The organism is Enterobacter cloacae complex sp. IR5441 (assembly GCF_049238215.1).
Lineage (GTDB): Bacteria > Pseudomonadota > Gammaproteobacteria > Enterobacterales > Enterobacteriaceae > Enterobacter > Enterobacter hormaechei_C.
Genome location: NZ_JBMKIA010000041.1, coordinates 1 through 22,923, shown reverse-complemented (window position 1 = coordinate 22,923; position 22,923 = coordinate 1). Strand labels below are relative to the sequence as shown.

General features: G+C 56.4%; 23 protein-coding genes and 1 pseudogene. 7 read left to right on the top strand and 17 right to left on the bottom strand.

Annotated features, from left to right (window positions below):
• Nucleotides 1-103, top strand: a 103-nt coding sequence (locus tag ACOTX5_RS23740; RefSeq protein WP_223230349.1) for a hypothetical protein, incomplete at its 5' end; no start/stop codon positions are given.
• A gap of 9 nt (nucleotides 104-112) precedes the next feature.
• Here ACOTX5_RS23740 and ACOTX5_RS23735 read toward each other — a convergent pair.
• Nucleotides 113-1,195 (bottom strand): MBL fold metallo-hydrolase, encoded by a 1,083-nt coding sequence (locus tag ACOTX5_RS23735; RefSeq protein WP_063945282.1) that lies wholly within the window; start codon nucleotides 1,193-1,195, stop codon nucleotides 113-115.
• Between the two features lie 191 nt (nucleotides 1,196-1,386).
• On the opposite strand from ACOTX5_RS23735, the gene ACOTX5_RS23730 reads away from it, so the two are divergent.
• The 3 genes from ACOTX5_RS23730 to nfsB all read left to right on the top strand — a co-directional run bounded on the left by ACOTX5_RS23730 (nucleotide 1,387) and on the right by nfsB (nucleotide 3,109).
• The gene (locus ACOTX5_RS23730; RefSeq protein ID WP_003858882.1) at nucleotides 1,387-1,977 is read left to right on the top strand and encodes a TetR/AcrR family transcriptional regulator; all 591 of its coding nucleotides are present in this window, start codon (nucleotides 1,387-1,389) and stop codon (nucleotides 1,975-1,977) included.
• On the top strand, nucleotides 1,967-2,335 hold the full coding sequence (locus ACOTX5_RS23725; RefSeq protein WP_003858883.1) for an MmcQ/YjbR family DNA-binding protein: 369 nt from the start codon (nucleotides 1,967-1,969) through the stop codon (nucleotides 2,333-2,335). Before ACOTX5_RS23730 ends, ACOTX5_RS23725 begins: the two co-directional genes overlap by 11 nt.
• 120 nt (nucleotides 2,336-2,455) lie before the next feature.
• Nucleotides 2,456-3,109 (top strand): oxygen-insensitive NAD(P)H nitroreductase, encoded by a 654-nt coding sequence (gene nfsB, locus ACOTX5_RS23720; RefSeq protein ID WP_003858884.1) that lies wholly within the window; start codon nucleotides 2,456-2,458, stop codon nucleotides 3,107-3,109.
• 36 nt (nucleotides 3,110-3,145) lie between these two features.
• Here nfsB and ACOTX5_RS23715 read toward each other — a convergent pair whose 3' ends face one another.
• The 3 genes from ACOTX5_RS23715 to ACOTX5_RS23705 all read right to left on the bottom strand — a co-directional run bounded on the left by ACOTX5_RS23715 (nucleotide 3,146) and on the right by ACOTX5_RS23705 (nucleotide 4,752).
• Nucleotides 3,146-3,433: a helix-turn-helix domain-containing protein gene (locus ACOTX5_RS23715; RefSeq protein WP_015571209.1), complete on the bottom strand. Its 288-nt coding sequence runs from the start codon at nucleotides 3,431-3,433 to the stop codon at nucleotides 3,146-3,148.
• Complete coding sequence (locus ACOTX5_RS23710; protein ID WP_017382553.1) at nucleotides 3,414-3,743, bottom strand: type II toxin-antitoxin system RelE/ParE family toxin; 330 nt, start codon at nucleotides 3,741-3,743, stop codon at nucleotides 3,414-3,416. The genes ACOTX5_RS23715 and ACOTX5_RS23710 overlap by 20 nt, the downstream gene beginning before the upstream one ends.
• Before the next feature lie 139 nt (nucleotides 3,744-3,882).
• Entirely contained in the window at nucleotides 3,883-4,752 is an 870-nt protein-coding gene (locus ACOTX5_RS23705) for a helix-turn-helix transcriptional regulator (protein WP_017382554.1), read from the bottom strand.
• 107 nt (nucleotides 4,753-4,859) lie between these two features.
• Here ACOTX5_RS23705 and ACOTX5_RS23700 point away from each other — a divergent pair, with 107 nt between their 5' ends.
• A complete protein-coding gene (locus ACOTX5_RS23700) occupies nucleotides 4,860-6,296 on the top strand; it encodes an MFS transporter (RefSeq protein WP_015571211.1) in 1,437 nt (478 codons plus the stop codon).
• A 67-nt stretch (nucleotides 6,297-6,363) separates the two neighbouring features.
• Nucleotides 6,364-7,608: a mechanosensitive ion channel family protein gene (locus ACOTX5_RS23695; protein ID WP_015571212.1), complete on the top strand. Its 1,245-nt coding sequence runs from the start codon at nucleotides 6,364-6,366 to the stop codon at nucleotides 7,606-7,608.
• Here ACOTX5_RS23695 and ACOTX5_RS23690 read toward each other — a convergent pair whose 3' ends face one another.
• The 8 genes from ACOTX5_RS23690 to yahO all read right to left on the bottom strand — a co-directional run bounded on the left by ACOTX5_RS23690 (nucleotide 7,609) and on the right by yahO (nucleotide 18,613).
• Nucleotides 7,609-8,580 (bottom strand): LacI family DNA-binding transcriptional regulator, encoded by a 972-nt coding sequence (locus tag ACOTX5_RS23690; protein ID WP_015571213.1) that lies wholly within the window; start codon nucleotides 8,578-8,580, stop codon nucleotides 7,609-7,611.
• Between the two features lie 75 nt (nucleotides 8,581-8,655).
• Nucleotides 8,656-9,798, bottom strand: a complete 1,143-nt coding sequence (locus tag ACOTX5_RS23685; protein WP_045910687.1) for a Gfo/Idh/MocA family protein — start codon at nucleotides 9,796-9,798, stop codon at nucleotides 8,656-8,658.
• Complete coding sequence (locus tag ACOTX5_RS23680) at nucleotides 9,791-10,816, bottom strand: sugar phosphate isomerase/epimerase family protein (RefSeq protein WP_045910688.1); 1,026 nt, start codon at nucleotides 10,814-10,816, stop codon at nucleotides 9,791-9,793. The genes ACOTX5_RS23685 and ACOTX5_RS23680 overlap by 8 nt, the downstream gene beginning before the upstream one ends.
• Before the next feature lie 15 nt (nucleotides 10,817-10,831).
• Complete coding sequence (locus ACOTX5_RS23675) at nucleotides 10,832-12,067, bottom strand: MFS transporter (RefSeq protein WP_015571216.1); 1,236 nt, start codon at nucleotides 12,065-12,067, stop codon at nucleotides 10,832-10,834.
• Between the two features lie 294 nt (nucleotides 12,068-12,361).
• Nucleotides 12,362-13,750: a phenylalanine transporter gene (pheP, locus tag ACOTX5_RS23670; RefSeq protein WP_017382559.1), complete on the bottom strand. Its 1,389-nt coding sequence runs from the start codon at nucleotides 13,748-13,750 to the stop codon at nucleotides 12,362-12,364.
• A 102-nt stretch (nucleotides 13,751-13,852) separates the two neighbouring features.
• Complete coding sequence (locus ACOTX5_RS23665; protein ID WP_039271417.1) at nucleotides 13,853-15,826, bottom strand: PhoX family protein; 1,974 nt, start codon at nucleotides 15,824-15,826, stop codon at nucleotides 13,853-13,855.
• A 127-nt stretch (nucleotides 15,827-15,953) separates the two neighbouring features.
• On the bottom strand, nucleotides 15,954-18,137 hold the full coding sequence (locus tag ACOTX5_RS23660; RefSeq protein ID WP_045910689.1) for a TonB-dependent receptor: 2,184 nt from the start codon (nucleotides 18,135-18,137) through the stop codon (nucleotides 15,954-15,956).
• Between the two features lie 200 nt (nucleotides 18,138-18,337).
• Nucleotides 18,338-18,613 carry a DUF1471 family periplasmic protein YahO gene (gene yahO / locus ACOTX5_RS23655; protein ID WP_015571217.1) on the bottom strand — a complete coding sequence of 92 codons (276 nt, stop codon included), beginning with the start codon at nucleotides 18,611-18,613 and terminating at the stop codon, nucleotides 18,338-18,340.
• Nucleotides 18,614-19,224: 611 nt separating this feature from the next.
• Between yahO and ACOTX5_RS23650 the strand changes: the two genes are divergently transcribed.
• Nucleotides 19,225-19,896: an SOS response-associated peptidase gene (locus tag ACOTX5_RS23650; protein WP_045324550.1), complete on the top strand. Its 672-nt coding sequence runs from the start codon at nucleotides 19,225-19,227 to the stop codon at nucleotides 19,894-19,896.
• A 66-nt stretch (nucleotides 19,897-19,962) separates the two neighbouring features.
• Here ACOTX5_RS23650 and ACOTX5_RS23645 read toward each other — a convergent pair whose 3' ends face one another.
• From ACOTX5_RS23645 to ACOTX5_RS23625, 5 genes and pseudogenes are all read right to left on the bottom strand, one after another.
• Nucleotides 19,963-20,370 (bottom strand): cell envelope integrity TolA C-terminal domain-containing protein, encoded by a 408-nt coding sequence (locus ACOTX5_RS23645; protein ID WP_032666022.1) that lies wholly within the window; start codon nucleotides 20,368-20,370, stop codon nucleotides 19,963-19,965.
• A gap of 142 nt (nucleotides 20,371-20,512) precedes the next feature.
• Nucleotides 20,513-21,781: a Y-family DNA polymerase gene (locus tag ACOTX5_RS23640; protein WP_126501134.1), complete on the bottom strand. Its 1,269-nt coding sequence runs from the start codon at nucleotides 21,779-21,781 to the stop codon at nucleotides 20,513-20,515.
• Nucleotides 21,781-22,104, bottom strand: coding sequence for a hypothetical protein (locus ACOTX5_RS23635; RefSeq protein WP_126501133.1), 324 nt, complete (start codon nucleotides 22,102-22,104; stop codon nucleotides 21,781-21,783). The genes ACOTX5_RS23640 and ACOTX5_RS23635 overlap by 1 nt, the downstream gene beginning before the upstream one ends.
• Nucleotides 22,104-22,343: a hypothetical protein gene (locus tag ACOTX5_RS23630; protein WP_022650864.1), complete on the bottom strand. Its 240-nt coding sequence runs from the start codon at nucleotides 22,341-22,343 to the stop codon at nucleotides 22,104-22,106. Before ACOTX5_RS23630 ends, ACOTX5_RS23635 begins: the two co-directional genes overlap by 1 nt.
• A gap of 82 nt (nucleotides 22,344-22,425) precedes the next feature.
• Nucleotides 22,426-22,923, bottom strand: a pseudogene (locus ACOTX5_RS23625) (phage tail protein); the annotation flags it as partial.

Sequence of the window (22,923 nt, the reverse complement as noted above, 5' to 3'; positions counted from 1 at the left end):
GCGGCATTCTGGCTACACAATAACAAGGGAAGACTTACTCGTGGCTGCAACCCTACTAGCTCAAAATTTATTCACACATGGTTACGCTTTGGGGAAATTATGAGGGGATCTCTCAGTGCGTGGTATCACTCACCCGCACGGGCTCGCCCAGCTCCGGCGTCAGCAGCCGGTAGTTTTTATCCTTACTGGCTTTCGCCAGCTGGATCAGTGGATCGTTCCAGGTATGTTTCGCCAGCACAAAACGCCCGTTATGTCCCGGTACGACCGCTTTGGCATTGAGATCTGCCGAGGCCTGCGCCGTTTCCGCCGGATGCATATGGATGTACTTCCAGTCCTGGTCGTACTGGCCGTTTTCCATGATGGCTAAGTCAACTCCGCCAAACTGCTCGCCAATCGCTTTGAAGTGCGGGCCGTAACCGGAGTCTCCGCTGTAGTAGACCTTTCGCTCTGGGGTGACAAACATAAAGCTGCCCCACAGGGTCTGGTTACGCTTAATGCCGCGCCCGGAAAAATGGCGCGCCGGCAGAACGTAAATCGTCAGCGTATCGCTGATATGCACCGACTGGTTCCAGTCCCGCTCGTCGATAATCTCCGGGTTCATCCCCCAGTAGCGCAGATGCGAACCCACGCCCAGCGGCGTGACCACGCGCTTAACCTTCGGCAGCAGCGCCTTGATGGTGGCGTAATCCAGATGGTCATAGTGATCGTGGGAGATAATCAGCAGGTCGATCTCCGGTATGCTCTCCGCACGCCACGGGTACTCCCCCGCAAACGCTTTATTGAGGAAGGAGAACGGTGCGGCGTAGCTACTCAGAACCGGATCGATCAGGATGCGTTTCCCCGCCAGCTGCATATACCAGGAGGAGTGGCCGAGCCACACCAGCGTGTCCTGTTCAGGCGACAGGCTCGCCAGATCGGTTTTCACCAGCGGCAGCGGCTGCGCTGGACGGGCGTTTTCGGTTTTACGGGTAAGGAACTGCCACCACGCCACCAGCATATTTTGTTGCCCGGTAAAGCCCGGCGTAGGGAGCGTGTTATGGAATTGCCCGTCGCGATAGTGCGGAGAGGCTTCCACTTCAGAGAGCTGCGCACCCTGCGGTGGCTGGCCAAATCCGGCATTCAGTACAAACGGTAAACTGGCAGCTGAAGCAATAATCATGACTAACACCACGCAGATGAATAGAGGCTTTTTCATTTCCTGACCCGCCTACGCGCCCCATCCGATGGTTTGCGCGGGTGACACTTGATTATGAGTGAGTAAGCACTCATTATAGATAGGATGATTACGCCGTCAAGAAGGTTTTCGTTCTTTGACATTCCGCGTTGCAGCGTATCAAGGCTCGTGTTTCAATCAGGGCTTTTACAATTGACGGGAGGAAAAATTTAGTGGCACGTCCGAAGAGTGAAGATAAAAAACAGGCCTTACTGGAAGCAGCAACGGCTGCGTTTGCGCAGTCAGGTATTGCCGCCTCAACGGCGTTAATTGCCCGTAATGCGGGCGTCGCTGAAGGGACACTGTTTCGCTACTTTGCTACCAAAGACGATCTGCTGAATGCCCTCTACCTGCATCTGAAACAGGATCTCTGCCAGACCATGCTGGCGAATCTCGATCGCACCATCACCGAGCCAAAAGAGCATACCCGCAATATCTGGAACAGCTATGTAGACTGGGGCATTCGTAACCCCCTGGCGCATGCGGCTATCCGCCAGATTGGCGTCAGTGAAAAGCTGAACGCCGAAACCGAGCAGGCGGTGAAAGACATGTTCCCGGAACTGCATGAACTGTGTCGTCGTTCGATCCGCCCGGTGTTTATGTCTGACGAGTTTAAGACCTTCGGTGATGCAATGTTCTTATCGCTGGCTGAAACCACCATGGAGTTTGCCGCCCGCGATCCGTCCCGTGCCGTCGATTTTAAAGCGCTGGGCTTTGAAGCCATGTGGCGCGGGCTTGCTGAGGAAGATAACCATGGACAGTAAATCCTTGCAGGAACATGCCAGACGCGTCGCGCTGGAGATGCCTTTTACCGAACATTGCTGGCCGTTTGGCCCGGAGTATGACGTGTTTAAGGTGGGCGGGAAAATTTTTATGCTGATGGCGACCGCACACGGTCGGGCCCACGTCAGCCTGAAATCCGATCCGGAAAAATCGCTGCTCAATCAGCAGATCTACCGTGGCGTGGAGCCCGGTTACCATCTGAATAAAAAACACTGGATCTCACTTTATGGCACGGACGACATCACGCCTGAACTGGTCACCGACCTGATTACGGATTCGTGGAATCTGGTCGTTGATAAACTGCCGAAAAAAGATCAGAAGTGGATTCGGCCAGCCTGATTGTTCGTCTGAGACGAACAGAATAAGCGCTCGAATCGCACTTATCTTTTCCCGCTTCGCGCGGTAATCTGCTTTCCTTTCACGCCCGCCCGCGGGCGAATTTCATCACCAGGAGTTGTTATGGATATTATTTCTGTCGCCCTGAAACGCCACTCTACCAAGGCGTTCGACCCAGCCAAAAAACTGACCGCAGAAGAAGCGGAAAAAATCAAAACGCTGCTGCAATACAGCCCGTCCAGCACCAACTCCCAGCCGTGGCACTTTATTGTTGCCAGCACTGAAGAGGGTAAAGCGCGCGTGGCAAAATCCGCGGCGGGCACCTATGTGTTTAACGAACGCAAAATGCTGGATGCCTCTCACGTGGTGGTGTTCTGCGCGAAAACCGCGATGGACGATGCCTGGCTTGAGCGCGTTGTCGATCAGGAAGAGGCTGACGGCCGTTTCGCCACGCCAGAAGCTAAAGCCGCGAACCACAAAGGCCGCTGCTATTTTGCCGACATGCACCGCGTGGATCTGAAAGATGACGACCAGTGGATGGCGAAGCAGGTTTACCTGAACGTCGGCAACTTCCTGCTGGGCGTGGCCGCGATGGGCCTGGATGCGGTACCCATCGAAGGGTTTGACGCCGCGATCCTCGACGAAGAGTTTGGCCTGAAAGAGAAAGGCTTCACCAGCCTGGTGGTGGTCCCGGTCGGGCATCACAGCGTGGAAGATTTCAACGCCACGCTGCCGAAATCTCGCCTGCCGCTGAGCACGATTGTGACTGAATGCTAAGCGCTTCTGGCACGCCGGCTATCGGCGTGCCCGTTTTCAGTAAAGCGTTATCTGCGGATGCTTTACCCCGCACACCAGCGCATAACGCGTTAATGTATCGAGACTCGCCCGGGTAATATTTGCTTCCATTCGTGATACCGTCGGTGCGCTGACGCCCATCCGCTCCGCCACCTGGGCGCGCGTCAGACCAGCATGATTGCGCCATTGCGCCAGCATCTCCCGCAGGCGTTCCTTGCGCTCTTCTGCATCAAAGGAAGCCTGAACTTCTGAATCGCTTAACAGTTCAGCTCTGAGTTCGTCCCAGTCAATAATCTTTTTGCTCATCCAACATCTCCTGTTGTCGTTTCAGTGCCAGACGGAGTTCAGCAGAGGGCGTTTTTTGCGTCTTCTTGATAAACACCCGCAGCAGAAAAATGGTTCTTTCCCGCTGATAAACGTAGATCCCACGAGTATGGATCAGCCCGACGGTTCGGATTTCGAACAAACCATTGGGTAAGGGTTTGCTGTCAGGTTCACGCAATACTGTCGGGTTGTTGCGTAATTTATCAAGCTGGCGAATCAGCTTCGCCTGTACTCCCGCAGGCAATGAGAGGATCTCCTCCCTGACTGCCGCATGAACGATAAGTCTGAACACTGTATTTCATCCCTGATAATATTAGCATGTAAGGCAATTTGCATTAAAGGCTAATTTTGCCTTTCGTGATTCACCTTACCAGCTTATTCCAGGCAGGACCGGATCCGCGTTGATTCCCTGAAAGCCCCGCGCAAAAAACTTATTTCCCCTGCTCCGCCAGCCACGCCATCGCCCTCTCCCCTGCCTCATCCACGGGTAAATAGACCAGCAGCCGCGATCCGTTTCGCGGCGCAGAGTACCAGTACATCTGCTGGAGATGAAAATCCCCCAGCTCGGGATGGGTGAACAGCTTGAGCTGGTTCTCCACGCCGCGCACGTCGTTACGCTGGTGCCACAGGGTTTTGAACTCTTCGGACACCGCAAAAAAACGCGCCAGCTTCGCTTCCCAGAGCGGGTCGCCCCGGTGCTCAGCCATGGCCGCGCGGAAGTAGGAGACGAAAATCGGCAGCACGTCGTCACGTTTGCCGAGCCGCGCGCGCCACGCCGGATGGGTGAGGAACAGGTAAATACAGTTGCGATCTTCCGGCGGGATGGCGTTGAAATCGACGCCCATCAGGTGTCCGAAGCTGTCGTTCCAGGCCACGATATCGAAATTCGGTTTCTGAATACTGGCTGGTTTCGGCATCAGGGTATCCAGCAGGCGACGCGTGCCTTCGCTGATCCCCTCGCAACACACCGCCTGCGGGGCTTCGCCCGGCGGCAAACCGGCGAGCACAAAAAGATGTCGGGCTTCGGTCGGGGTGCATTGCAGCGCTTTTGCGATGGCGGCCATCACCGCGCTGGACGGATTGACGTCCCGGCCCTGTTCCAGCCAGGTGTACCAGGTCACGCCGACATCCGCGAGCATCGCCACCTCCTCTCGCCGCAGGCCCGGCGTGCGGCGGCGGCCGCTGCGCGGTAAGCCGAGCCGCTGCGGATCGAGGCTTTCGCGCCGGGCACGCAAAAACGCGCCCAGCTGCTTGCGGGTGTCATCCTGGAGAGAGGTGACAGGTTCAGACATCAGCGCCATAACATCTCCTGCATGGTAGTGTCAGTACCAGTATAAGCAAGAACTGGTACCCGTTTATCAGATGGTTGATGCTACGACTCTACGCTGTTTGACGCAATGGAGTCACCATGAATACGTCAGTTGTTTCACCGGGTCGTGCGGGCCTGATATTGCTGTTAACCGGCCAGATGCTGCCGCTGATTGATACCTCAATCACCAACGTGGCGCTGGATTCCATCACCCATTCGTTACACGCCACCGCCACCGAACTGGAGCTGATCGTCGCCCTCTACGGCGTGGCCTTTGCCGTCTGCCTGGCCCCCGGCAGCAAGCTGGGCGATAACCTTGGCCGCCGTCGCCTGTTTATGTGGGGCGTGGCGTGTTTTGGCCTGGCCTCACTGCTGTGCGGCATGGCGGGAAATATCGAACAGTTGCTTGGCGCGCGCATTATGCAGGGTGCGGGCGCCGCGCTGATCATGCCGCAAATTCTCGCGACGTTGCATGTGACGTTAAAAGGAACGGCACACGCCAGAGCGATCAGCCTGTTCGGGGGTATCGGCGGAATTGCGTTTATCGTCGGCCAGATGGGTGGCGGCTGGCTGGTATCGGCGGACATCGCCGGGCTGGGCTGGCGCAACGCCTTCTTTATCAACGTGCCGATTTGTCTGGTGGTGCTGGCGCTGAGCCGTCGCTACGTGCCGGAAACCCGCCGCGACACGCCGTCGCGCATTGACTGGACCGGGACTGTCCTGCTGACGGCAATACTGTGCTGTCTGCTGTTCCCGATGGCGCTCGGCCCGCAGTGGCACTGGTCGTGGCCGCTGAAGGCCGCACTGCTGGCGATTGTGCCGCTGGCCTGTTTGATGGTGCTGAACGCGCGCAAAAAAGAGCGTGAGAATGCCCACCCGCTCATCGCGCCGCGCCTGTTACAGCTGCGCAGCATCCGCTTTGGCGTGCTGATCGGGATACTCTTTTTCAGCGTCTGGTCCGGGTTCATGTTCTGTATGGCGCTGACCATGCAAAGCGGTCTGGGGATGGCGCCGTGGCAGTCCGGGAACAGCTTTATCGCGCTTGGCGTCACCTATTTTATTTCTGCCTGGTTCGCCCCACGCCTGATTGCCCGCTACAGCACCAGCGCCATCCTGCTGACCGGGCTTGCGATTCAGCTTGTCGGCCTGGTGGCGCTGATCGCCACGTTCCGTCACTGGGGAATGCAGAATACCGCGCTGACGCTGGCCCCAGCCACCGGGCTGGTGGGTTACGGGCAGGCGCTGATTGTAAACAGCTTCTACCGTATCGGGATGCGCGATATTCAGCCTGACGACGCGGGGGCCGCGAGCGCGATTTTAAGCACGCTGCAACAGGCTGCGCTGGGGCTTGGCCCGGCCATTTTCGGCGCGATTTTGCTGCACGGGCTGCAAAATCATCACGGAGATTACACCCAGGCGGTCAACGTCTTCCTGATGGTGGAAACGGCCATGATGGTGGTGCTGGCGCTGGTCACGCTGCGTATGCGTCATCGTCTGTGTTTACCGGTCGTCAAGGCCTGTCCGGCGACAAAATAAAACTGCCTGAATTTGCATAATAGATCCGCAGCCGCCATTATGGGGCTGCATCAATACAGGAGACGTTATGCAGGAATTAATTGCTCAGGTTGAAGAGTTAGGGATTGAAATTAATCACACCACCTCTTTAGTGATTATCTTTGGTATTATTTTTCTTACAGCCATTATCGTTCATTTTATTCTGCACAAAGTGGTGCTGCGCGCATTCGAGAAACGCGCCCAGGCCAGCAGTCATTTATGGTTGCAGATCATTACGCAGAACAAATTATTTCACCGTCTGGCGTTTACCCTCCAGGGGATAATCGTCAACGTTCAGGCGGTTCTGTGGCTGCAAAAAGGCAGCGAAGCGGCGGAATTACTCACCACCTGCGCGAAATTGTGGGTGATGGTTTATGCCCTGCTCTCCTTCTTCTCGTTGCTGGACGTGATTTTCAATCTGTCGCAGAAAATGGCCACCGCCTCGCAGCTGCCGCTGAAGGGGATATTCCAGGGCGTTAAGCTGGTGAGTGCCATTCTGGTGGGGATACTGATTATCTCCCTGCTGATCGGTCAGTCACCCGCCATTCTGATAAGCGGCCTGGGTGCGATGGCTGCCGTTCTGATGCTGGTCTTTAAAGACCCGATACTGGGCTTAGTGGCGGGCATTCAGCTCTCCGCCAACGACATGCTCAAGCTCGGCGACTGGCTGGAGATGCCGAAGTACGGCGCCAACGGCACGGTGACCGACATCGGCCTGACCACCGTTAAAGTGCGCAACTTCGATAACACCATCACCACCATCCCGACCTGGGCGCTGGTGTCCGATGCGTTCATCAACTGGAGCGGCATGTCCGCCTCCGGTGGTCGCCGCATCAAGCGTAGCCTGAATATCGATACCACCAGCATTCATTTCCTCGACGAGCAGGAGCAGCAGAAACTGATTCAGGCGAAACTGCTGAAGCCGTATCTGGCGGCGCGTCATGAGGAAATTAACCTGTGGAATCAGCAGAACGGCGAAGGGGAATCGGTATTAAACCTGCGCAAGATGACCAATATCGGCACCTTCCGTGCCTACCTGAATGAATATCTGCGTAACCACCCGCGCATTCGCAAAGATATGACGCTGATGGTGCGCCAGCTCGCGCCGGATGCCAACGGGCTGCCGATTGAAATATATGCCTTTACCAACACGGTGATCTGGGCGGAATACGAAGATATTCAGGCCGACATCTTCGATCATATTTTCGCGGTGGTAGATGAATTTGGCCTGCGTATTCACCAGTCGCCAACCGGAAACGATATTCGCTCGCTGGCTGGCGTCATCGCCAGATAATCAGGAGCTGGCGCGGGAAATAAAGCGCCAGTCCATCATGACCCTTTCCGTGGGCGCATCCGGGTTGTCGATCTTATTTAACAGCAGATTGACCGCCTTGCGCCCGATATCCCGCGACGGCTGTTCAATAGTGGTGAGTGAAATCATCTCCGCCAGCTCGGTGCCGTCAAAGCCGACCACCGCGATATCTTCTGGCACCCGCAGCCCTGCCTGCTGAATGGCGCGCAGCGCCCCCGCCGCCAGCGTATCGGAAACGGCAAACACCGCATCCGGCGGGTTTGCTTTTAACAGGTTTTGCATCGCCGCCATGCCCGCACCAGAGCTGAGCTCACTGGCGTACTCCACCGCCTGATAGTCCAGATCCCGCAGGTGTATGACGCTCTTATAGCCGCGCTCGCGCAGACGGGCATATTTGTAGCTGAGGTCGTGGTTGATGAGCGCAATGCGTTTGCGTCCCCCGTCGGCAAGCTGGCTGACAACGTGCTGGGAGGCATCAACATCATTAATCCCCACGCAGGAGACCGCGCCCGCATCGGCGTATTCAGCGCACTGCACCCACGGCGCGTTGCCAATCAGCGCGGCCAGCTCCGGCAGTTTCGAGAATGCATCCATGGTGATAATGCCGTCGACGATTTTGCCGGAGAGCAGGCTTAAGCCCGAGCGGGAGCGCTCAATATCCGAGCCGGAGTTGCACAGCAGAATGCGATAGCCGTTCTTTTCTGCCTCGGCTTCAATGCCCTTCACCACTTCGGCGCAGAACGGGTTGGCGATGTTCGAGACCATCACCAGGATCATATAGCTGCGGGCAGTGCGCAGCTGACGCGCCAGCAGATTGGGCTGATAGTTACTCTCCTGGATCGCCTGCAAAACGCGCTCGCGGTTTTTCGCCTTCACGGTATCGCTGTTATTCAGTACGCGGGAGACCGTTGCTACGGATACCCCGGCCAGTTGAGCGATTTTCTGAATTGACATAGCGACGATACATCCTGCGGTTAGCGTTTTGTGCAGGCTACCATAAATTGATTGCCCGGCGAACCGGGCAATGCGTCAGTATTCCACGCGCACCCAGCGCTGCTGCTGATGACTTTTCATAATCGCATCAATGATATACATCACACAGGCGCCATCGTGGAAGGTGGCAAACTGCGGATTATCCGGCATCGCGCCCGCCTGCACGGCACGGTAAAACTGCGCCATCATATTTTTAAAGGCATCCGGCCAGCCTTCAATGTGCCCGCCGGGGAAGTGGGCGCTGTCGGCCACGTCACGGTTCATCAGGCCCGGATCGTCGCAGAGTATCTGGTTTGCCCTGGCGCGATGGCCGACCCACAGCTGCTGCGGGATTTCCTGATCCCACGCCACCGACTGCTCGCTGCCGTTAATTTCAAAGGTCAGGCGATTTTTTCGCCCCGCGCTCACCTGCGAGACGCTAAAGCTGCCCTTGCTGCCGTCGTCAAAGCGGAATAGCACCGAGCCAAAGTCTTCGGTGGTGACCGGTTTGTCTTCATACTCCGCCTGCTCGTCATGGGAGAAGGTCTGATGACCGCCCGCGCTGGCCTTGCGCGTCGGCCAGACGGTGGATAAATCAGCCATCACCTCGGTAATACGCCTGCCGGTCACATACTGTACCGTATCGCACCAGTGGGAGCCGATATCCGCCACCGCCCGCGACGCGCCGCCGAGCGCGGTATCCACCCGCCAGTTGTAGTCGGTTTCCAGCAGCATCCAGTCCTGTAAATAGCTGCCGTGCGAGGCAAACAGCCGCCCGAGGCTGCCCGCACGCATCATGCTCGCCGCCTGGCGCACCATCGCAAACTGGCGATAGACAAAACTCACGCCATGCACCACGCCTGCCTGCTCCGCCAGCGCCACCAGCTCGCGCGCCTCGTCCGGCGTCATGCACAGCGGCTTTTCGGAAAACACGTGCTTGCCCGCACGCAGGATCTGGCAGTTAATCTCCGCGTGCAGGTGGTTCGGCGTGCAGTTGTGCACCGCGTGCAGATTAGGGAGCGCGAGCAGTTCCTCCACGCTGGCACAGGCGTGCGGCACATTGAGCTGGCGCGCCTTTTCCTGCGCCTTAACGAGCGAGCCGTCACAGAGCGCGACCACCTGCACAAACCCGAGACGCCTGAGCGCCTCGATATGCGCCGGGCCAATAAACCCGCTGCCGATAATCCCGACGTTAATCATGGCTGCCCCCTGCGGCGAAATCATCAAACGCCCGTCCGGAAACCGGGATGATATGACGGCGGATAAATTCACTGCCCTCACTCGCGCCGGTATCGCCATCCTTCAGGCAGCACTCCCACTCCAGCACCGCCCAGCCGTCGTAGTCGTACTGGGTCAGCTTGCTGAAAATGCCCTTAAAGTCGATCTGTCCGTCGCCGGGCGAGCGGAAGCGTCCGGCGCGGTTGATCCACGGCTGGTAGCCGCCGTAGACGCCGCTGCGCCCGCTGGGGCGGAACTCGGCGTCCTTCACGTGGAACGCTTTGATGCGCGCATGGAAGATATCGATAAAGGCCAGATAGTCCATCTGCTGGAGCAGCATATGGCTTGGATCGTAGAGAATATTACAGCGCGGATGGTTATCGACCAGCGCAAGAAAACGCTCGAAGGTGACGCCGTCGTGCAGATCTTCCCCCGGATGCAGCTCAAAGCAGACGTCCACGCCCTGCTCGTCGAAGGTATCCAGAATCGGCCGCCAGCGGGCTGCCAGCGCCTGGAACGCCTCCTGAAAACGCTGCTCGTTGTGCGGCGGCCACGGGTAGAAAAACGGCCAGGCCAGCGATCCGGAGAAGGTGGCGTGTGCTTTCAGGCCTAATCGGGCCGAGGCGACCGCCGCCTGCTTCAGCTTTTCCGTCGCCCACGCCTGACGCGCCGCCTCGTTACCCCGCACGGAAGCAGGGGCGAAGTGGTCAAACGCCTCGCTGTAAACCGGGTTTACCGCAACAAGCTGCCCTTCCAGATGGGTCGACAGCTCGCTGATGACCAGCCCATGCGCGGCCAGCCTGGCGGTGATGTCGTCGCAGTAGGCCTGACTCTCTGCGGCTTTCTCCACATCAAAGATATGCGGATGGTTGCAGGGGATCTGCACCGCTTTGTAACCCTTCCCCGCCGCCCATCCTGCCAGCCCGTCGAGCGTGTTGAAGGGCGCTTCCCCGCCAATAAACTGCGACAGAAAAATGCCCGGTCCTTTCATTGTCCTCATACCACCTCCTGAACGTTACGCCTTGTCATCGTCATACTTAAACGTGAGAAGGAAAATCAGCGCGATCGCCGCGGCAGCCACCGCCGGGATCCACCAGAATGTGACCCACGCCTGCGGCACGGTCTGCCCTGCCACCAGACGGTTGTAGAGCGCGCCGGAAATCTGCGAGCCGAGCAGCATGCCGATGCCGTAGGTGAACATCACGATCATGCTCTGCGCCTGGCCTTTGACCTTTTCGCCCGCCACGCGGTCGGTGTAGATAAAGCCAACGACAAAGAAGAAATCGTAGCAGACGCCGTGGAGCAGAATGCCGAGATACAGCAGAATGCGCCCCTCCTCGCTGACGCCCAGCGCGAACATGGCATAACGTACAAACCACGCCAGCATGCCGATCAGCAGCATATATTTCACGCCCAGGCGGCGGAACAGCAGAGGAATAACCAGCATGAAGACGATCTCAGACATCTGCCCGAAGGACATGGCGGTGCTGACGTCGGCAATGCCGGCATCCGCCAGATACGAGGCGGTGTAGGCGTAATAGGTGCCGAGCGGGACGGAGATCAGCATCGCGCAGACGGAGAAAACGAAGAAGTGGCGGGTTTTGAGCAGCGCGAAGGCGTCCGCGCAGAAGAGATCCCGCACCTTTACCGGCAGGCCTTTCGCCGGGGCGGGCGTGTGCGGCAGCGTCAGGCTGTAGATCGCCAGCAACACGGAGCTGACCGCCGCCACCTGGAAGATGGTGACGCTGGACGCCACGCCGGTGACGCCGATGAAAATGCCCGCCGCGATCCAGCCGATGGTGCCGAACACGCGCACTACCGGGAAGGTTTTATCCACGTTCGCCAGACTGTGAAACGCAATGTTGTTGGTCAGCGCCAGCGTCGGCATATAGCAGAGCGTGTAGCCAAACAGCAGGCCAATCAGCAGCGCGCCGTTCTCAGCAATCAGCGCCCCCGGCACGAACCAGAGGATCGCCGCGCCCGCGAGGTGCATCACCGCCATCACCTTCTGCGAGGCAAAGAAGCGGTCCACCAGCATCCCGAGCACGAACGGCGAAAGAATGGAAGCGATGGGTCCGGCAGAGAACGCGTCGCCAATCAGCAAAGACATGTTGTGCCGGGTCATCACCAGGCCAAGCGTGACCGACCAGCTACCCCAGATAAAAAATTGCAGAAACATCATCAGCGACAGACGCGGCACCAGCAGCCGGTGCTGCGTTATCGCCTTTTCACTACTCTCAGTTGACACCATGATAAGCCTCACCCGGAAAAAGTAATCGATTACAAATTCGTTCAAATGAAAAGTAATCGATTACAAAACAAAGATCCTGTGGATCAAAACAGAATTGGGAGGGGAGTCACGATAAAGGTGAAGGGGAGGTGCCGGGTGACGGCTGCGCCTTACCCGGCCTACTAAATAACGTCCCCGAACATGTAGGCCCGGTAAGCGCAGCGCCACCGGGCGTGAAGGCGGGTGCGGTCTGGTTTGGTGCGGTCTGGTGCCCTCACCCCGGCCCTCTCCCACAGGGAGAGGGAGAAAACCGCGCTACTTTTTGCGTGAAAGCTTAAACGCGATAAACAGGAACACCACCCACACCGGCAGCAGCATCGCTGACAGGCGCATCTCATCCATGGTGCACATCAGCACCAGAATCAGGCCGAGGAAGGCGATACAGAGGTAGTTCCCCGCCGGATAGAGCAGCGCTTTAAACTGCGTCTCGCGCCCCTTGCGTCGCATCGCCGCGCGGAAGCGAAGGTGCGCCAGGCAGATCATGATCCAGTTCAGCAGCAGCGTGGCGACAACCAGCGCCATCAGCAGGCCAAACGCCTCTTTCGGCAGCAGATAGTTAATCAGCACCACCAGCGAGGTGATAGCGCCAGAAAGGAACAGCGAATTGATCGGCACGCCGCGACGGCTGACGCGGGTGAGGAACTTCGGCGCGTTGCCCTGTACGGAGAGGCCAAACAGCATGCGGCTGTTGGAGTAAACCCCGCTGTTGTAAACCGACAATGACGCCACGAGAATGACGAAGTTGAGCGCCGAAGCCACCACGTTGCTGTTCAAATCGTGGAAGATCATCACGAACGGGCTACTGTCAGATTTCACTTCTACCCACGGATAGAGCGCCAGCAGCACCACCAGCGAGCCGATATAGAACAGCAGGATACGGTACACCACCTGGTTGACCGCTTTCGGAATGCTTTTGTGCGGATCGCGCGCTTCAGCCGCGGTGATGCCAATCAGCTCCAGCCCGCCGAAGGAGAACATAATGACCGCCAGCGACAGGATCAGCCCTTTCCAGCCGGTCGCCAGAAAGCCGCCGTGCTGCCACAGGTTGTCGATGCTTGCACGCTCGCCGCCGTGACCGGAGAACAGCAGCCACAGGCCAAAGCCGATCATGCCAATAATCGCCAGCACCTTGATCAGCGCAAACCAGAACTCGGTCTCGCCATACAGGCGCACGTTCACAAGGTTAACGGCGTTAATGATGATGAAGAAGGCCGCGGCCCAAATCCACGTCGGCACGTCCGGGAGCCAGTACTGCATATAGATGCCAGCGGCGGTCAGCTCTGCCATGCCCACCAGCACGAACATCACCCAGTAGTTCCAGCCGGAGAGGAAGCCTGCGAACGGCCCCCAGTATTTATAGGCAAAGTGTGCGAAGGAGCCGGACACCGGCTCTTCAACGACCATCTCGCCGAGCTGGCGCATGATCAGGAAGGCGATAATCCCGGCGATAGCGTAACCCAGCAGAACCGCCGGGCCAGCCATTTGAATGGCGGGGCCGATGCCGAGAAACAGCCCGGTACCGATCGCGCCGCCAAGGGCAATTAACTGAATATGTCGATTTTGCAAACCACGTTGCAGCGTCGGACTCTGATCCGACGAAGCTTCAGCGCTACCATGGCCTGAAGCGGATGACGCGTCTTTCACGCCCTACCCCTGTCTCTTTTTTAGAAGGGGCACGTTTTAACACTTCATGCTGGTGGTAGCAAGCTTAACGCCGGGCCAGCGCATGCGCCCGGCGGATAAACGTCACGACCCGATGATCCCGCCGTCCGCTTTGGTAATCACCACCGTTGACGATCGCGGACGCCCGTTCGGGCTGGCGTCTGGCCAGTTGGAAACAGCGCGCGGATTGGCCGGGTCGGTAATATCATCCCCGCCCTCCCCCGGATGCTGAATGTTGATAAACAGCGTGCGGTTGTCCGGCGTAAACGCAATGCCGGTGATTTCACATCCGCGCGGCCCGGTCAGAAAACGGCGATACTCGTTGGTGCCCGGAATGGTGGCGACCATCTGGTTATTGCCCATCCCCTCGTACGCTTTCTTATTGATGGTGCTGGAGGAGACGTCGGTCTGGATCCACAGGACGCCCTGGTGATCGAACGACAACCCATCCGGGCTGCCGAATGCCGCGCCCTGCATGGAGCCTTTGGCCTTCGGATCGTCGCCGTCGGTACGCCCGGCCATAACCAGAATATCCCACTTAAAGCGTGCGGCGGCAGGATCGGCACCCTCTTCGTGCCAGTGCATGATGTGACCAAATACGTTGTTGGCGCGCGGGTTAGCGGCATCGACCGGTGCCTTCCCCTCTTTACCGCGATCGCTGTTGTTGGTGAGCGTACAGTAGACGCTGCCGCTGGCGTGCGGATCGACGGCAATCCACTCGGGACGATCCATTTTCGTTGCCCCCACCGCGTCGGCCGCCAGGCGGGTTTTGATCAGCAGATCGCCCTGGCTTTCAAACCCGTTGCTTTTATCCAGGCCATTTTGCCCGAAGATCAGCGGCAGCCAGTCGCCGCTTCCGTCCTGGTTGAACCTGGCGACGTACAGCGTGCCGGACGTCAGCAGCTGCATATTGGCTTCCCGGTTCGCGGGATCGTATTTTTTGTCGGAGACAAACTTATAGATGTACTCAAACTTCTGGTCGTCGCCCATGTAGACCACCACGCGATTATCGGCGGCGAGCGTGACGGCGGCCCCCTCATGCTTGAAGCGGCCCAGCGCGGTGTGCTTGCGCGGCGTGGAGGTCGAGTTGTAGGGATCGATCTCCACCACCCAGCCGAAACGGTTGGGTTCGTTAGGGGTTTTATCGACGCTGAACCGCTCATCCACCTCGTTCCAGCGATAGGACTCATCGCTGTCGCTAATGCCGTAGCGTTTTTCCAGCGGATTGAGATCGGCTTTTTTCACAAAAATGTCCGACCAGTTCTCCTCGCAGGTGAGATAGGTGCCCCAAGGCGTGTGGCCGTTGGCGCAGTTCTGCATGGTGCCCAGAACGCGTTCCCCCTGCGGATCGGCGGCGGTTTTCATTAAATCCTGATGCCGCGCCGGGCCGGTAAGCTGCATCGGCGTATTGACGGTAATACGCCGGGCGAAGGAAGACGGACGCACCACCTCCCAGCCGCTGCCCGTTTTTTTCACTTCCACCACCGACACGCCCATCGCGTTCTGCCCCTTGCGGGCTTTATCGAGGCTCCAGTTCGCCGTACCGTCGGTAAACAGCATCCCGTTATCGATGTATTCATGGTTCAGCGCCAGCAGGCCATGTTCCGGGTTTTGCGCCCCCTGCGGCAGGCTAAACCACGCCATGCCGTCGTGGTGCATGCCCGCCTGCACAGCCTGTTCGTCTGTGGTATTGCTGGCGTCCGGCTTAAATGCCGGCATGTTGTCTTTGATCCCCGTCGGATCACCCCAGCGATAGAACGGGCGGGCAATATAGCCTTCTGGCACCCTGACCGTGTCTTCCGTGGAGACGTCGATGCTGGTAAAGCCCAGGGAAACTGCTTTTGCCAGCGCAGAAGGCTTCGATACCGCGGCAATGGCATTTTCGGGTGTGATCAGATACGGGAATGATACGGCGGCCCCCGCTACGGCCCCCATCTGGAGAAAACGGCGGCGGGAGAGGAACACCTCTGCAACCTCGGAGAATACCGGGTTAGCGCTGCGGTTACTGATATCGTCGCGATGTTCTTTTTTAAATACGGATTTGAGGGGTCTGCCCATAGCGGCTTCCTGTCATTGGCCAAGAGGTAAGGATGTGGCGACCAGTGTAAGAAGCTTTTATTACAATTTTATAACACGACAACGAAGGGATTGGGGCGTCCCTGCCCCGGATAACGAGGTGGAACGCTTAGAACTCGTAGCCAACCGAGACCTTAAAGGTACGCGGCTCGCCCTGAGTGATGTAAGTACCGGAATCGTCCACGCTTGACCAGTAGTTCTCGTTGGTCACGTTGTCGATGCCTGCCCGCACGGTCATCTGGTTTTCATTGTGGTTCACCGCGAAGCGATAGCGCATGCCCAGATCCAGCGTGGTGTAGCTGTCCAGCTTTTTGGTGTTCGCAAGATCGGCATACTGCGTGCCGGAGTGGTTAACGCGTGCGGTCGCCGTCAGGCCTTCAATCGGCTTGATATCGTACTCTGCGCCCAGCACGGCGTAGAAGCTCGGAATACCGATCGCATCGTTGCCCTGATTGACGCCGTTTTTGGTTTTGGTCAGCTCGGCCTGCAACCAGGTGGCGCTGGCATTCAGACGCATCCCAAGCATTGGCTCGCCGAAGACGTTCAGCTCCACGCCGCGGTTACGTTGTTCTGCATCCAGGCCGTAGTGACCGCTGTCGTCAAGGATCGCCGACGGCATTTTGATCTCAAACAGCGCCAGGGAGCCGCCCACGCGGCCAAAGTCCGCCTTTACGCCCACTTCGTTCTGCTTAGAGTGCACGATACCGGTGCTCTGGCCGTAGTTAGTAGCAGTGTTCGGCGCAGTTTCACCGGGCTGTAACGCCTCGGTGTGGTTGGCGTAGAGGGAAATTTCCTCCCACGGTTTATAGACTACGCCGTAGGTTGGCATCCAGCGGCTGCCGTCGAAACCGTCCGCGTCGTTTTCCGCGCCGGTGATTTTGTTGTACCCGCGGATGACAACTTTCTGATGACGTGCGCCTGCGGTGAACAGCAGCTTGTCATCCAGCACGCCCAGGGTATCACTCAGCAGCCAGCCCTGCGTGCGGGTGCGCCCGCTGGTCAGCGGATCGCTGTATTTGCCGCCAGAGCCGCTGAAGTTGCTGCTGTCCGGCATAGCCACGCCGGTGTTGTGATAGATGTTGGTGGTCGGGTTATCTGCCGCCGCCGACATTTTCCACGCGATTTTTTCGTTTTTGGTCATCGCTGAATACCCGACGTTGACCTTGTGCGAGACAAAACCGGTGTCAAAGTTACCGCGAATGCCCGCCATGCCGCTGACGGAATCGCTGATGCGGTTGGTATCAAGGCGGCTGACCGTCGCATTACCGCTCTTATCGAGGAGCTTCGGCGCGCTGTAGATCCCTTCTTCGTGCGCGTGCTGCGCGCCGAGACCGGTATATGCCGTCCAGCTATCGGTGATGTCATACTCGCTGCGCCACATCCCGAACTCGTTTTCGATATCGCTGTAGGCCCACTTCTGCGAGAAGTTGCGATCGTTCTTCGGCGGCTCAGGCACAAAGTCCACCGCCGAGATGTTGACGCTGGTTGGGCTGCCGTGGAAGGTTTTTTTCTGGTAGCCCAGGTCCAGCGAGGTGCGGAAGCGGTCGCCTTTGTAATCCAGGCCGGTGGAGAGCAGCGTGGTGCGGCGGCGGTCGTTCGGCACGCCGGTTTCCCCTTCGCGATGCACGAGGTTCACGCGCGCGCCAAACTGGTCGTTATCGCCAAAGCGACGACCCGCATCCAGCGTGGTGCCAATCTGGGAATCCGAGGTGTAGTCAACGCCCACTTTCGCCTGCGGGGTGTCGCCCGCGTGTTTTGGCTCAAGGTTGATCATCCCGCCCACGCCGGAGCTTGCGGCGCCGTTCATCAGGGAGTTGGCCCCTTTGAAAATCTCGATACGGTCGACCATCTGGGCATCCACCACCTGACGCGGCAGCACCCCGGACAATCCGCCAAAGGTCATATCGTCGCCGTCAAACTTCAGGCCGCGAATGCGGAAGGTTTCCGCGCTGTTGCCGTAACCCTGAACAAATTGTACGCCCGCGTCGTTGGCAACCACGTCAGCAATGGTTTTTGCCTGCTGATCTTCCACCAGCTTCGAGGTGTAGCTGATGATGTTGAACGGCACGTCCATGGCGTTCTGCTGACCGAGCATACCCATGCGCCCGCCGTTCGCCACCTGGCCGTCGAGGAAGGCTGGAAGCAGCTGGTCACCACCGGGTTTGAAATCACTCCCCGCCGTGGACTGGACCACGATGGTGTCCTCTTTTTTCTCATCCGCCGCAAAAGCGGAGTGTGTAACCGCGCCGATGGCAATCGCCAGCAGCGTTTTGTGCATTGTGGTGTTGTTCATAATGAGCTCTTAACGTGCGCGCAAAAATGACCCGTTGTCGGGCCTTAAAAGTTATTAAAAGAAATGCAAATGAGAACTATACGCATTATGAATGCGTAATCAAGTGTCAACGGGCATCTCTGAGCGAGAAGAGACAAGAAACAAGGCTGGCGGGAGGTATGGCGCGCAACCACCCCGAAACAGGGGTGGTTGCTAAGGCATTATTTTTTCTTGAAAATATCGGCGGTACCGTGAATTTTGTTGTTGGTGTTGCCGGAAGTCAGCACCAGAACATCAGCACCTTCTTTATCGGCTTTCTCGATCAGCTCTTTTTTCGCGTCGTCTACCGAGACTTCATTGGAAGTGCTAACCGTACCGATTTTTTCATACTGTGATTCCACTTTCTCAAACTCGTTTTTCGTCAGCAGTTCAGCCGCAAAGGTATTGGTGGTAAACAGAAATGCAGCGCCCATCAAAATAGCAGTCGTTTTTTTCATAACCTTTTTCCTTGAGATTAATCAGCAACTACGAAAAGCCCCACGAGTAAGAGTGAGGTGATATGAGCATGGTAGAGGAATAGCAAAATTGCCATAGGGTAAGAAAAATACTGTTATAACAGTCAATTGTGCTGTGAAAAATGTGCGTTAACGCTACTTTCGCGAGGGGTATTTCATGGAGAAAATCAGCAGGACGTCGCGCAGGCGGCAATCTGTGAAATTTAATGGCACGCCCTGTAGGATTCGAACCTACGACCTACGGCTTAGAAGAACGTAGAGTACTATTTAACGCACTGTAATATCATTGGTTTTTCCGCGCTCGCTACGCATTTGTGTCATTACGTGTCGTTACCTGCTTTCTCGTTTTCTTGTGATACATCCATGCATGACACATCTATGACACAGAGAATGCATAGCCATGCCACCAGACATCGCTATGTAATTTCCCGGTCCCCCAACTTTGCGTAGCTCCTTCCAGTTTCGTAACACGAAGCTTTACGCCTACCTCTACCATCAGCATAATCCCCACCGATCCGATTGTAAGACTTAACCAGCGCGCGCTACTTTTTCTCCCTGCCCTATACTTTCAGTCTGTCTGACTGGAGGTTTCTATGTGTGGACGTTTTGCACAAGCCCAAACCCGTGAAGAATATCTGGCATATCTGGCCGATGAAGCCGATCGTGACATCGCTTATGACCCGGAACCTATTGGCCGATTCAACGTCGCACCCGGTACCAAGGTCCTGCTACTGAGCGAACGCGACGAGCAACTGCACCTCGATCCTGTGTTCTGGGGATATGCACCCGGGTGGTGGGATAAATCCCCTTTGATTAACGCGCGCGTCGAGACGGCGGCCACCAGCCGAATGTTCAAGCCTCTCTGGCAGCATGGCCGGGCGATCTGCTTTGCTGACGGCTGGTTCGAATGGAAGAAAGAAGGCGACAAGAAGCAGCCCTACTTCATTCACCGCGCCGACGGCCAGCCAATATTCATGGCAGCGATCGGTAGCACGCCATTTGAAAGCGGCGATGAAGCAGAAGGTTTTCTGATTGTGACGTCCGCAGCTGATAAAGGCCTAGTCGATATCCACGACCGCCGTCCACTTGTTCTTTCACCGGAAACTGCCCGCGAATGGATGCGCCAGGATATAGGCGGAAAGGAAGCTGAAGAGATAGCTGCCGACGGTGCTGTGCCCGCCGACAAGTTTATCTGGCACGCCGTTACGCGTGCCGTGGGGAATGTTAAGAACCAGGGGCCGGAACTAATCGAGGCAGCACAATAAAAAGTTAAAGAAACCAGGCGCGTTCTAAATGAGCGAGAAGTGAACATTTAGATAGGCATCGCCTTGCTATCCGCCCATATTAAAGCCGGATTTTTGAAAATCTCTGTAGACTTCCGGATTGTTGAAGGCCGGGAATTTAGCTTTATGGGCTGCTGATTCAATCGCTTCGCAATAGGCTTTATTACCATTGCTGGTTGATATTTTTAAAGCCGTGCCATCCTGAGCAAATTCAATATGCAACCTGCATTTTTTTCCCTTCCATTTCTGAGGCTCATCAAGTTTGTCATTTATTGCCGCCCTGATTGCCCGAGCTTGCTTACCCCATTCATCCTGATCATCCCAGCGTCCTGAACTGCAATTACCCGTAGCTGTGGTCTTATGGCAGTCAGAAGGATGCAACGGCGCACATCCCGCGACCAGGCTGAACGCAATGGTTGATATAACGATTTTCTGTACTGTATTAGACAATCCCATATCTTGCCCCTAAATCCCTTTAAACCTCAGCAATATTGGCACATTCTTCCTTCATTCTGCCATCTTTTCAACTACTAATTTTTTTGCAATCGCAATTCTTCGTCCCCTTCTGGAATAAAGCGGACCAAGACATCAAGAAAATTTATCGGACTCTAAGCAAATCTGAATATCTCGTGGTATATCGAGGCGACAGCATTTCACGCTTCATCTGCCACTGCTGCTGTATACCCTGCCCGGCAAAATAGAGCGTGCCCTTTCCGTCCTTTGCATTCAGGTGATCCAGCACTTCCATTAACTTCTCGCTACCAGCTCGAGGCGCACTGTCGTCAAAAAGATTTAGCTGGGCCACGCCCTGGCTGAAGAAGTCGCCCAGCATGACACCCGCTTTCTGGTACCGGTGACCGTCCTTCCATATTTTGTCCAGACACTTTACCGCGGCATTGATGATGTCTCTGCTGTCCTGAGTTGGCGTGAGCAGCCTTACCGATGCGCTGTTTCCGTAATACGGCTCATTAAGGGCAAATGGAGAGGTCTTGACGAAAGCGGAGATAAAACGGCAGTACTGATGCTCACCACGTAGCTTTTCAGCTCCACGGGCCGCATAACTGCAAATCGCCTGCCGCATGTGTTCATAGTCAGTAATACGTTCGCCAAACGATCGGCTGCATACAATTTCCTGCTTTACCGGGGCGAACTCCTCCAGATCCAGGCATGGCTCGCCGCGCAGCTCCCGAACGGTTCGCTCCAGAACAACGTTAAAGTGTTTACGGATAATCCACGTGCTTTGTTCTGAGAGGTCTAGTGCCGTTTTGATGCCCATAGCGTTCAGCTTTTTGCTGATGCGCCGACCAACGCCCCAGACATCCTCTACAGGAACCAGTGCCAGTAGTCTTCGCTGCCGGTCGACGTTTGAGAGATCGACCACCCCGCCCGTCTGCCGCTGCCATTTTTTCGCAGCATGGTTAGCCAGCTTAGCCAGCGTCTTGGTCTGGGCTATTCCTACGCCGACTGTGAGATGTGTCCGCTGTAAAATAGTCGCGCGGATCTCTTTCCCGAACTCAGTCAGGTCACGGCAATTCCTTACGCCGGTAAGGTCGCAAAAGGCTTCGTCTATGCTGTAAATTTCCACACGCGGGCTCATTTCTTCCAACGTAGTCATCACCCGGCTGGACATATCTGCATAGAGCTCGTAGTTGCTGCTGAAGCAAACAACCCCAGCTCGCCGGAACAACTCCTTCTGCTTGAAGAACGGCTCTCCCATCGCTATCCCGGCAGCCTTTGCCTCGGCGCTACGTGCTATTACGCAGCCGTCATTATTCGACAGAACGACAACTGGCCGCCCGCGCAGGTCGGGTCTGAATACTGTTTCACAGCTTGCATAAAATGAGTTCACATCGACAAGGGCAAACATCACATCACCGGATTGTCGTCGTCATCCCTCGCATGATTGATGAAGAACGTCAGCCTACCCAGCACTTCCACTCCTTCAAGCGCTAATCCCTCAATCGCTTCACCATCATCCGTAATGAGCGCCTTGCCCATGAGTTTTGCAAATTGTGTGTGCCCGTCGCACAAAATTAACAACACATCTCCAGGTGTCTTTTTCGTTGCTGGCTCTATGACCGCAAACCCCACATCCGTTTCAAGCACCCTGCTATCAGCCCCCATGTTGCACAGAATTGCTGGGGTTAGTCGGCGCTCAATGTAGTCTGTTGCTGGTGAAGGAAATCCCATTAAAGAACCCTCCCCATGTTTCTCAGGATCCAGTACCTGTTGTCGCTACCGTCTGTCGTCTTGTCAGCGAAGCCTGGCTGATTGCGCTCTATCCATGCATTGGCGTCGGCTCGGGTGAAGTGCCAGTTAAAACCACGCAACTTTTCTATAAAGCTGTCTGTTCTCAGGTAGCGGTAGCCCTTTGGGTTAAGCTCTATGGCCGCAATAAAGGCGGCCTGTATATCTGAAATTCGGGGCATAATCTGCACTCCCTTTATTACTGTGTTTATATACAGTAGTTTCAAATGGAATGCAGATCAATTTGGGTTCGCCTATTAATTTTTAAGGCTGAATGTCCTCAGGCTGCTCTGTCAGTTCAAGAGAAGCTTCGGAAGCTCTTGTTTTCCAGATGCTATCCTCTGGCATATCGAGGCGAACGTCGATCCAGCTGTTGGCAGGAACATCTATAGGAGCCCCTTTCGTTTTAACAATTTCGCCTTCTTCGCTGAGTATGTATTTCCGCTTAAAAAGCCGAATCGTCAGCCCACCGCTTTCTGTCTGCTCTGCTTCAACAACACCCAGTTCCCCCATGCCGCCAGGGTCCATTGGCGGCAGCAGCTGCCAGCCTTCTGATGCCAGGCCTGCCGAACCTGTCAGCACATAAACACCAACATCGACCCGGGAAATTTTGATTCCTTCAGCTTCGGTGTTCGCAGTACCGCAGCCGCACCAGGCGAATTCCTGTTCGTCGATGTCAGTGCGCTGACATTCCTTCTGGCTTTTCACAATACGGGCTACAGGCGATGCCGCTTTTAGTGTGCCATCACTCGCCTTAGTTGT

Coding starts and splice junctions, on each gene's coding strand:
- ACOTX5_RS23735 (WP_063945282.1), bottom strand. CDS start 1,195: ATGAAAAAGCCTCTATTCATCTGCGTGGTGTTAGTCATGATTATTGCT.
- ACOTX5_RS23725 (WP_003858883.1), top strand. CDS start 1,967: ATGGACAGTAAATCCTTGCAGGAACATGCCAGACGCGTCGCGCTGGAG.
- nfsB (WP_003858884.1), top strand. CDS start 2,456: ATGGATATTATTTCTGTCGCCCTGAAACGCCACTCTACCAAGGCGTTC.
- ACOTX5_RS23715 (WP_015571209.1), bottom strand. CDS start 3,433: ATGAGCAAAAAGATTATTGACTGGGACGAACTCAGAGCTGAACTGTTA.
- ACOTX5_RS23705 (WP_017382554.1), bottom strand. CDS start 4,752: ATGGCGCTGATGTCTGAACCTGTCACCTCTCTCCAGGATGACACCCGC.
- ACOTX5_RS23700 (WP_015571211.1), top strand. CDS start 4,860: ATGAATACGTCAGTTGTTTCACCGGGTCGTGCGGGCCTGATATTGCTG.
- ACOTX5_RS23695 (WP_015571212.1), top strand. CDS start 6,364: ATGCAGGAATTAATTGCTCAGGTTGAAGAGTTAGGGATTGAAATTAAT.
- ACOTX5_RS23690 (WP_015571213.1), bottom strand. CDS start 8,580: ATGTCAATTCAGAAAATCGCTCAACTGGCCGGGGTATCCGTAGCAACG.
- ACOTX5_RS23685 (WP_045910687.1), bottom strand. CDS start 9,798: ATGATTAACGTCGGGATTATCGGCAGCGGGTTTATTGGCCCGGCGCAT.
- ACOTX5_RS23680 (WP_045910688.1), bottom strand. CDS start 10,816: ATGAGGACAATGAAAGGACCGGGCATTTTTCTGTCGCAGTTTATTGGC.
- ACOTX5_RS23675 (WP_015571216.1), bottom strand. CDS start 12,067: ATGGTGTCAACTGAGAGTAGTGAAAAGGCGATAACGCAGCACCGGCTG.
- ACOTX5_RS23665 (WP_039271417.1), bottom strand. CDS start 15,826: ATGGGCAGACCCCTCAAATCCGTATTTAAAAAAGAACATCGCGACGAT.
- ACOTX5_RS23660 (WP_045910689.1), bottom strand. CDS start 18,137: ATGAACAACACCACAATGCACAAAACGCTGCTGGCGATTGCCATCGGC.
- yahO (WP_015571217.1), bottom strand. CDS start 18,613: ATGAAAAAAACGACTGCTATTTTGATGGGCGCTGCATTTCTGTTTACC.
- ACOTX5_RS23650 (WP_045324550.1), top strand. CDS start 19,225: ATGTGTGGACGTTTTGCACAAGCCCAAACCCGTGAAGAATATCTGGCA.
- ACOTX5_RS23645 (WP_032666022.1), bottom strand. CDS start 20,370: ATGGGATTGTCTAATACAGTACAGAAAATCGTTATATCAACCATTGCG.
- ACOTX5_RS23640 (WP_126501134.1), bottom strand. CDS start 21,781: ATGTTTGCCCTTGTCGATGTGAACTCATTTTATGCAAGCTGTGAAACA.
- ACOTX5_RS23635 (WP_126501133.1), bottom strand. CDS start 22,104: ATGGGATTTCCTTCACCAGCAACAGACTACATTGAGCGCCGACTAACC.
- ACOTX5_RS23630 (WP_022650864.1), bottom strand. CDS start 22,343: ATGCCCCGAATTTCAGATATACAGGCCGCCTTTATTGCGGCCATAGAG.